Origin of the sequence: Hydrogenophaga sp. ANAO-22 (assembly GCF_042466645.1) — a bacterium.
Taxonomy (GTDB): Bacteria; Pseudomonadota; Gammaproteobacteria; order Burkholderiales; family Burkholderiaceae_C; genus Hydrogenophaga.
In genome coordinates this window covers 205,421-213,886 of the sequence record NZ_CP159956.1, presented here as the reverse complement: position 1 = coordinate 213,886, position 8,466 = coordinate 205,421, and the positions used below count along the sequence as shown (strand labels likewise).

General features: G+C 73.1%; 3 protein-coding genes and 1 pseudogene. All 4 read left to right on the top strand.

The window, feature by feature from the left end; all coding sequences use genetic code 11:
• Positions 1-5,852, top strand: a pseudogene (locus ABSY19_RS00865) (SDR family NAD(P)-dependent oxidoreductase); the annotation flags it as partial.
• Between the two features lie 63 nt (positions 5,853-5,915).
• Positions 5,916-6,590 carry an acyl carrier protein gene (locus ABSY19_RS00860; RefSeq protein ID WP_382163986.1) on the top strand — a complete coding sequence of 225 codons (675 nt, stop codon included), beginning with the start codon at positions 5,916-5,918 and terminating at the stop codon, positions 6,588-6,590.
• A complete protein-coding gene (locus ABSY19_RS00855; protein ID WP_382158220.1) occupies positions 6,587-7,489 on the top strand; it encodes a DMT family transporter in 903 nt (300 codons plus the stop codon). Before ABSY19_RS00860 ends, ABSY19_RS00855 begins: the two co-directional genes overlap by 4 nt.
• 13 nt (positions 7,490-7,502) lie before the next feature.
• Positions 7,503-8,396 (top strand): DMT family transporter, encoded by an 894-nt coding sequence (locus ABSY19_RS00850; RefSeq protein ID WP_382158218.1) that lies wholly within the window; start codon positions 7,503-7,505, stop codon positions 8,394-8,396.
• Positions 8,397-8,466 lie beyond the last annotated feature (70 nt).

The following is an 8,466-nucleotide window of genomic DNA, read 5'->3' as shown; positions in this document are numbered from 1 at the left end:
ATGAGCGACTTTCTCGACCGCATCAGCAAACTCTCGCCCAAGCGCCTGGCGCTGCTGGCGCTGGAGCTGCACGAAAAGGCGGAAGCCGCGGGCACGCATTCCAACGAGCCGATCGCGGTGATCGGCATGGGCTGCCGCTTCCCCGGCGGTGCCACCAGCCCCGAGGCGTTCTGGGACCTGCTCGAAGCCGGGCGCGACGCGATCCGCGACGTGCCCGCCGACCGCTGGGACAAGGACGCCTTCTTCGACGCCGATCCCGACGCCCCGGCCCGCATGTCGGTGCGCAACGGCGGCTTCCTGGACGACGTGGCCGGTTTCGACCCCGCCTTCTTCGGCATCTCGCCGCGCGAGGCCCTCACCATGGACCCGCAGCAGCGCCTGCTGATGGAGGTCTCGTGGGAGGCGCTGGAACAGGCCGGCCTCTCGCCCGAAGGCCTGGCCGGTTCGCCCACCGGCGTCTTCTTCGGTCTGTGCAACAGCGACCACTTCCACCGCGTGCTGCAGCGCGGCAGCGACAGCATCGACGCCTACATCGCCTCGGGCAACGCGCACAGCGTGGCCTCGGGCCGCGTCTCGTATTTCCTCGGCCTGCAGGGTCCGGCGATGTCCATCGACACCGCCTGCTCGTCTTCGCTGGTGGCGCTGCACGTGGCCTGCCAGAGCTTGCGCAGCGGCGAATCGCGCACCGCGCTGGCCGGTGGCGTGAACCTGATGTGCTCGCCCGAGACCACCATCGCCCTGACCAAGGCGCACATGCTCGCGCCCGACGGCCGCTGCAAGACCTTCGACGCTTCGGCCGACGGTTTCGCGCGCGGCGAGGGCTGCGGCGTGCTGGTGCTCAAGCGCCTGAGCCACGCCCAGGCCGACGGCGACCGCGTGCTCGCCGTGATCCGGGGCAGTGCCGCCAACCAGGACGGCCGCAGCGGCGGCCTCACCGTGCCCAACGGCCCGGCGCAGGAAGCGGTGATCCGCGCCGCGCTGGCCGACGCCGGCGTGGCCCCGGCCGACATCGGCTACGTGGAGGCCCACGGCACCGGCACCTCGCTCGGCGACCCGATCGAGGTGCGCGCCCTGGCCGGCGCGCTCGGCCCCGGCCGCGACGCGGCGAACCCGCTGCTGATCGGTTCGGTCAAGACCAACATCGGCCACCTCGAATCGGCGGCCGGCGTGGCCGGCGTGATCAAGGTGATCCTCGCGCTGCAGCACGGCCGCATCCCCCGGCACCTGCATTTCAGCGAACCCAGCCCGCACATCGCCTGGTCGCAGTACCCGGTGAGCGTGACGCGCGACGGTCATGCCTGGCCGCGCGGCGAACGCCCGCGCCTGGCCGGCGTGAGTTCCTTCGGCTTCAGCGGCACCAACGCGCACGTCGTGATCGAAGAGGCCCCCGCGCCCGTGGCCGCCGCCTCGGGTGACCAGCGCCCGGTGCACTGCCTGCCGCTCTCGGCCCGTTCCGAGCCCGCGCTGCGCGCGCTCGCTGCCCGCTTCGCCGACGCGCTCGCGGCTGGCGCGCCGCTGGCGGACGTGGCCCACACCGCCGGCGTGGGCCGCTCGCATTTCGCCGAACGCCTGGCCGTGGTGGCCAGCGATGCGCAGGAAGCGCGCGCCGCCCTGCAGGCTTTCGCCCAGGGCCGCGAACACCCCGCGCTGCACCGGGGCACTGCCACGCCGGGCGTGGCCCCCGAGGTGGTCTTCCTCTACACCGGCCAGGGTTCGCAATACCCCGGCATGAGCGAGGCGCTGTACGCCGCCTCGCCGCTGTACCGCGACATCATCGACCGCTGCGACAGCCTGCTGGGCGCCGACGCCCAGGGCCGCACGCTCAAGTCCGTGCTGCGCGCCGGGCCGACCGAAGGCGCGGCCATCCACGAAACCGCCTGGACGCAGCCGGCGCTCTTCGCCGTCGAATACGCGCTCACGCAGCTCTGGCGCGCCTGGGGCATCGCGCCGGCGGCCGTGATCGGCCATTCGGTGGGCGAGTACGTGGCGGCCTGTGTGGCCGGCGTGTTCACGCTCGAAGAAGGCCTGAAACTCATCGCCGAGCGCGGCCGCCTGATGCAGGCGCTGCCGCCCGGCGGCGCCATGGCCGCCGTGTTCACCTCGGCCGTCGAGGTGGGCCGGGCCATCGCGCCCATGGCCGACCGGCTGGCCATTGCCGCCATCAACGCGCCCGACAGCGTGGTGGTCTCGGGCGATGCGAAGGCCGTCGACGCCTTGCTCGCCGACTTCGCCACGCGCAACGTGCAGGGCCAGAAACTGTTCGTCTCGCTCGCCGCGCACTCGCCCCTGGTGGCCCCCGCGCTGGACGCGATGGAAGCCTGCGCGCGCGCCGTGAGCATGCGCGCGCCGCAGATTCCCGTGGCCTGGAACGTCACCGGCGGCGCCGCGCTGCCCGCGCCCGGCGCCCCCGATGCGCGCTACTGGCGCGACCACCTGCGCCAACCGGTGCGCTTCGCCGAAGGCATCGCCTCGTTGGCGGCGCAGGGCTACCGCGTGTTCCTGGAAGTCGGCCCGCACCCGGTGATGATGGCCCTGGCCCAGCGCAGCCTGCCCGAGCAGGACCACCTGCTGCTGACCTCACTGCGGCGCGAGAAGAGCGACTGGCACGAACTCAACGCCAGCCTCGCCGCGCTGTACGTGCGGGGCGCGGCGGTCGACTGGGCCGGCGTGGACCGGCCCTACGCGCGCCAGCGCGTGGACCTGCCGACCTATCCCTTCGAACGGCGCGATTTCTGGATCACGCCGACCGCCGAAAAAGCCGTGCGCGCGCCGGCGCCCAGCGGCCTGCCGGGCCGGCGCCTGCCGACCGCCGTGCCCATCTTCGAGACCCTGCTTTCGCCCACGAGCACGCCCTACCTGGCCGACCACGTGGTGCAGGGCGTGGTGCTGGTGCCCGGCCCGCTGCTGCTGGAGCTCGCGCAGGGCGCGGCCCAGGCGGTGAACGGCCGTGCCTTGCGCGCGGTCGAGGCCTTCGAGATCGTCGAACCCCTGGTGCTGCCCGAGGCGGGCCGCACGGTGCAGACCCACCTGGGTCCCGAGTCCGGTGGTTCGCAGCCGTTCTCCGTCTACAGCCAGGCGGCCGATGGCTCGGGCGAATGGCACCTGCACGCCAGCGGCCGGCTGCAGCCCGGCAGCGCGCAGCAGGCCCAGGCCGGCGCCGACACCACCAGCTTCACCGCCACGCGCGACGTGCTGGGCGCGGCCACCAGTGGCGAGGGCTACCACCAGCGCCTCGAAGCCCTCGGCATCCACCTCGGGCCCGCCTTCCGCAGCCTGCAGGAAGTGCACCGCCGCGACGGCGAGGCCCTGGCGCGCATCGCGCTGCCCGCCGCCTGCGCCGACGAGCCCGTGACCTGGGCACACCCGGCGCTGCTCGACGGCGCCTTGCAGTCCATCGGCCTGACCCTGCCGCAGACCGAGGACACGGAACACACCTACCTCTTCACCGGCCTGGACCGCATCGACCTGGCCGGCCCGCTGCCCGCCAGCCTGTGGTGCCATGCCCGCCTGCTCAACGCGGCGGGCCAGGAGGCGCAGCCGCCCGAGTGGCAGGCCGAAGTCACCCTGCGCTCGCTCGACGGCGGCGTGCTCGGCCAGATCCGCGGCGTGCACCTGCGCCGCGCCTCGCGCGACGCGTTGGCACGGTCCCTGGGCCATGCCTCGGGCCATGGCTTGTTCCATGAGGTGGTGTGGGAAGACGCGCCGGCCCATGCGCCGGCCGCCGCCGCGCTGCCCGATCCCGCCGGCCTCGCGCCGGCCCTGCGCGAGCGCTTCGGCGCGCTGGCCGCCGAGCACGGCCTGGCCGTGTACGAACGGCTGCTGCCCGAACTCGATCGCCTGAGCACCGACCACGTCGCCACCGCCTTGCGCCAGCTCGGCTTCGACGACACGCCGGGGCGCGGGTTCGACACCGCCGGTGAATCGCAGCGCCTGGGCGTGGTGCCGCGCCACGAACGCCTGTTCGCGCGCCTGCTGCAGATGCTGGCCGAAGACGGCCTGCTGCGCAGGGAAGGGGATCGCCACACGGTGCTGGCCCGCCTGGGCACGGCCGATGCCGCGACGCGCTACGACACGCTGATGCAGACCTTCGGCGAGGTCGACGGCGAACTGCGCACGCTGCGCCGCTGCGGGCCCGCGCTGGCCGCCGTGCTGCGCGGCGAGCAGGACCCGCTGCAGCTGCTGTTCCCGGGCGGCTCGTTCGACGAGGCGCGCAAGCTCTACGTGGACTCGCCCTACGCGCAGACCTACAACCGCGCGCTCGGCGAAGCCTTGCAATCGGCCGTCGCCCAACTGCCCGCCGGCGCGCGCCTGCGCGTGCTGGAAATCGGCGCCGGCACCGGCGGCACCACCACCTACGTGCTGCCGCTGCTGCCCGCCGAGCGCACCGAGTACACCTTCACCGACCTCTCGCCGCTGTTCCTGGAGCGCGCGGCCGAGAACTTCGCCGCCTATCCCTTCGTGCGCCACGCCCTGCTCGACATCGAGCGCGACCCGCAGGCGCAGGGCTTCGCGGCCGGCGCCTACGACATCGTGATCGCGGCCAACGTGCTGCACGCCACCGCCGACCTGGCCCAGACCCTGCGCCACGCGAAAAGCCTGATGGCACCCGGCGCCATGCTGTTCCTGCTGGAAGGCGTGGCCCCGGAACGCTGGGTGGACCTCACCTTCGGCCTCACCGAGGGCTGGTGGCGTTTCACCGACACGGCCCTGCGGCCCGACTACCCCCTGGTGCCGCGCTCGGCCTGGCTGGCCACGCTGCAAGGCCTGGGCTTCCAGGGCGCCTGCGCGGTGCCCGACGACCGCTGGACCACGCGCGGCGCGGCCCAGCAGGCGCTGATGCTGGCGCAGGCCCCGCTCGGCGGCCAGACCTGGACCCTGGTGGGCGACGTGCAGGGCCTGGGCCAGGCGCTGGCCGAGCGCCTGCGCGCGCGCGGCGACCAGGTGCAAATCCTGGCGGCGGACGCCGCGCCGCCCGCCGGCGCGCTGGGCGAGATCATTTACCTGGCCGGCCTCGAACTCGCAGCGCGCGGTCTCGACGACCGCGAAGCCGCCACCCTGACTCACACGCTCGCGGGCGAAACGCCGCGCCGCTGGCTGGCGGCGGCCGCGCAAGGGCAGGGCCGCATCCGGTTCGTGACGCAGGGCGTGCAAGGCGGTGCCGGTGGAGCCATGAGCCCGGGCGCCGCCTGGCAGGCGCCGCTGTGGGGATGGGGGCGTGGCTTCTCGCTCGAACAGCCCGGCGCCTGGGGCGGCCTGATCGACCTGCCTTCGGCCTCGACCGCGGACACGCTGCTGGAAGCGCTCGACGCGGTGGACGGTGAGGATCAGGTGGCCTGGCGCGATGGCCAGCGCCGTGTGGCGCGCCTGGTCCAGGCCGACACGCCGCCCGCCGCACCGCTGAGTTTCAGCGCCGACGCCTGTTACCTCGTCACCGGCGGTTTCGGCGGCCTGGGCCTGGTGGTGGCGCGCTGGCTGGCGGAACACGGCGCGCGCCACATCGCCTTGCTGGGCCGCCGGCCCGACCTCGGCGCGCCCGGCGTGGCCGAGATCGAGGCCCTGGGCGCGAAGGTACACACCGTGCAGGCCGACGTGGCCGACGAGGCCGCGATGGCGCGCGCCTTCGAACAGCTCAAGCGAGATGCGCCGCCGCGCTGAGCGCGGCGCCGCTGCTCCAGCTCGACGACGCGATGGTGCGCCAGATGCTGGCCCCCAAGCTCGCGGGCACGCTGGTGCTCGAGCGCCTCACGCGCGGCATGCCGCTCGATTTCCTGGTGCTGTTCTCCTCGACCACCGCCTTGCTCGGCGCCTCGGGGCTGGCCCACTACGCGGCCGCCAACACCTTCCTCGACACGCTGGCCGAGGCCAGCGACGCCTCGCGCCGCGTGATCTCGGTGAACTGGGGCACCTGGGAAGTGATGCGGCTGGCCTCCAGCGACGACCAGCGCAGCTACCGCGAAGGCGGCCTGCAGCCCATGGCCGCCGCCGACGCGCTGGACGCGCTGGGCCGCCTGCTGGGCGGCACGGCGCGGCAGGCGGTCGTGGCCCAGGTGGACTGGAGCGCGCTCAAGGCCTTGCACGAGGCGCGTCGCTCGCGCCCGCTGCTGTCGCACCTGGGCATCGCACCGCGCGCCGCCGTGGTGGAAGCGCCGCGCGCGGACAGCGGGCCTTCGCTGCAGGCGCGGCTGGAGGCCGCGCCGCCCGCGATGCGCCACGACCTGCTGGTGGAGTTCGTGCGGCAGGAGGTGGCCTCGGTGCTCGGCCTGGCCGGGCCGGCTGTGGTGCCGATCGCCACTGGCCTGTTCGACCTGGGCATGGACTCGCTGATGGCGGTCGAACTCAAGCGGCGGCTGGAGCGCGGCGCCGCCCGCGCGCTGCCGTCCACGCTGACCTTCAACTACCCGAACGTGGGCGCGCTCGCGCGCTTTCTGGAAACCCAGCTCACCGTCAAGCCGGCCGCACCCCCGGCACCCACCGCGGCGCCCGCCACGGTGGCCGAGGTCGAGGTGCCCGATGCCGATGCGGACCTGGATTCGCTCAGCGACGACGAACTGGAGGCCCGCTTGCTGGCCAGACTGGAGCAGACCCGATGAAATACCGTTCCCTTGGCATGCGCCTGACGATCATCTTCGTGGCCCTGTGGGCGGCCGAGGAGGCGCTCACCGGCGTGCTCCTGCAGCGCTACGGCCTCGCGCAGGTCGTGTGCTTGCGCTTCGCGCTGCACCTGGCCCTGTTGTGGATGCTGTTCGGGCGCGACAACGGCCCCTCGCTGTGGCGCACGCGCCGGCCGGTGTCGCAGCTGTTCCGCGCCGCGATGATGGTGGGCATGCCGGCCTGCTGGTCGCTGGGTGTGCAGCGCGGCCTGGCCCCGGTCACCTTCCTGGCGGTGTTCTGGATCGCGCCCCTGATGATCCTGGGCCTGTCGCGCCTGGTGCTGCGCGAGCGCGTGCCGCTCAGGCTCTTCGGCTTCGCGGCGGCGGCCAGCGTGGGCGTGTTCCTGCTGCTGGGCCCGCACGCGCTGCCCCGGCCCGAGTTGCTGGTGTTCCCGGTGGCCATGGCCGCCTGCTTCAGCGTGTACGTGGTGATGACGCGCCTGCTGCACGCCGAGCCCACCCGCGTGAACCTGTTCTACACCGGCCTGGGCGCCTGCCTGCTGCTGTTGCCGCTGATGCCCTCGGGCTGGGTGACGCCGAGCGCGCCCGACCTGCTGCTGCTCGCGGGCGTGGCGGTGCTGGGCCTGGGCGCGTTGCTGGCGCTGGAGCGGCTGACGGCGGTGGCGCCGATCTCACGCACCGCGCCGCTGCTGTACCTGCAGATCGGTTTCACGCTGGCCTTCGCCTGGGTGGCATCGCATCCGCTGCCGGGCCTGATCGCCGTGGGCGCCGTGCTGCTCGCGGCCGGCCTGTGGCTCGCGCTGCGCCAGCGCCGGCGCGGGTCTTCCTGGCACATGACCTCGCTGCTGGCCGACACCGGCCACGCGGGCTTGGACTGAAGGAGGTGACAGGGTGACCGCCAACCGCCGCGCCATCCTGCTGATGCTGGCCTTCGTCCTGCTGTGGGCGGGGATCGAGGCCATGGCCGCGAACGTGCTGCGCCACTATTCCCCGTACCAGGTGGTCTGGACCCGCTATGCCGTGCACCTGGCGCTGATGCTGGCGCTGTGGGGATGGCGCGAGCCGGCCTCGCTCTGGCAGACGCGCCGCCCGGTGTTCCATGTGGCGCGCTCGCTGCTGATGTTGGGCATGCCCGCGTCCTGGGTGATCGGCATGCAGATGGGCGTGCCCGGGCATTCGGTCATGACCATCTTCTGGATCAGCCCGGTGCTGATCCTCGGGCTGGCCTGGGTGTTTCTGCAGGACCGCGTGCCGCTGCTGGTCTGGGTGGCCACCTTCGTGGCCTGCCTGGGTGGCCTGCTGGTCAACGGCCTGTACGGGCTGCCGGGGCCGTCGCTGCTGGTCTATCCCCTGGGCATGGCCCTGTGTTTCAGCGTCTACGTGGTGATGACGCGCTCGCTGCGCACCGAAACCACCCGCACCAACCTGTTCTACACCGCCGCCGGCGTGTTCGTGGCGCTCACGCCCGCCATGCCCGGCCTGTGGATCACGCCGCCGCTGACCGACCTGCTCACCATGGTGGCGATCGGCCTGCTCGGTTACGTGGCTTTGCTGGCACTGGACCGCTCCGCCGCCGCCGCGCCCGTGAGTATTTCGGCACCCTTCGCGTATTTACAAATTGCCTTCACCGTGCCGCTCTTCTGGGTGGCAGGGCTGGGGCATGATATGTCGGTCCCGCGCATGGCGCTGGGGCTCCTGTTGATCGTTGGTGCTGCGCTCTGCCTGTGGCTGCGCGAGCCGCGCCTGCATGCCCGCGACGCGGTGATGGCGCGGTCGACGCCGTGATGAAGTTTTCAGTGAGGAAGTGATATGCAGTCAGATCGGACCAACCCCCTGAATCGACGCCCGCCCAGCC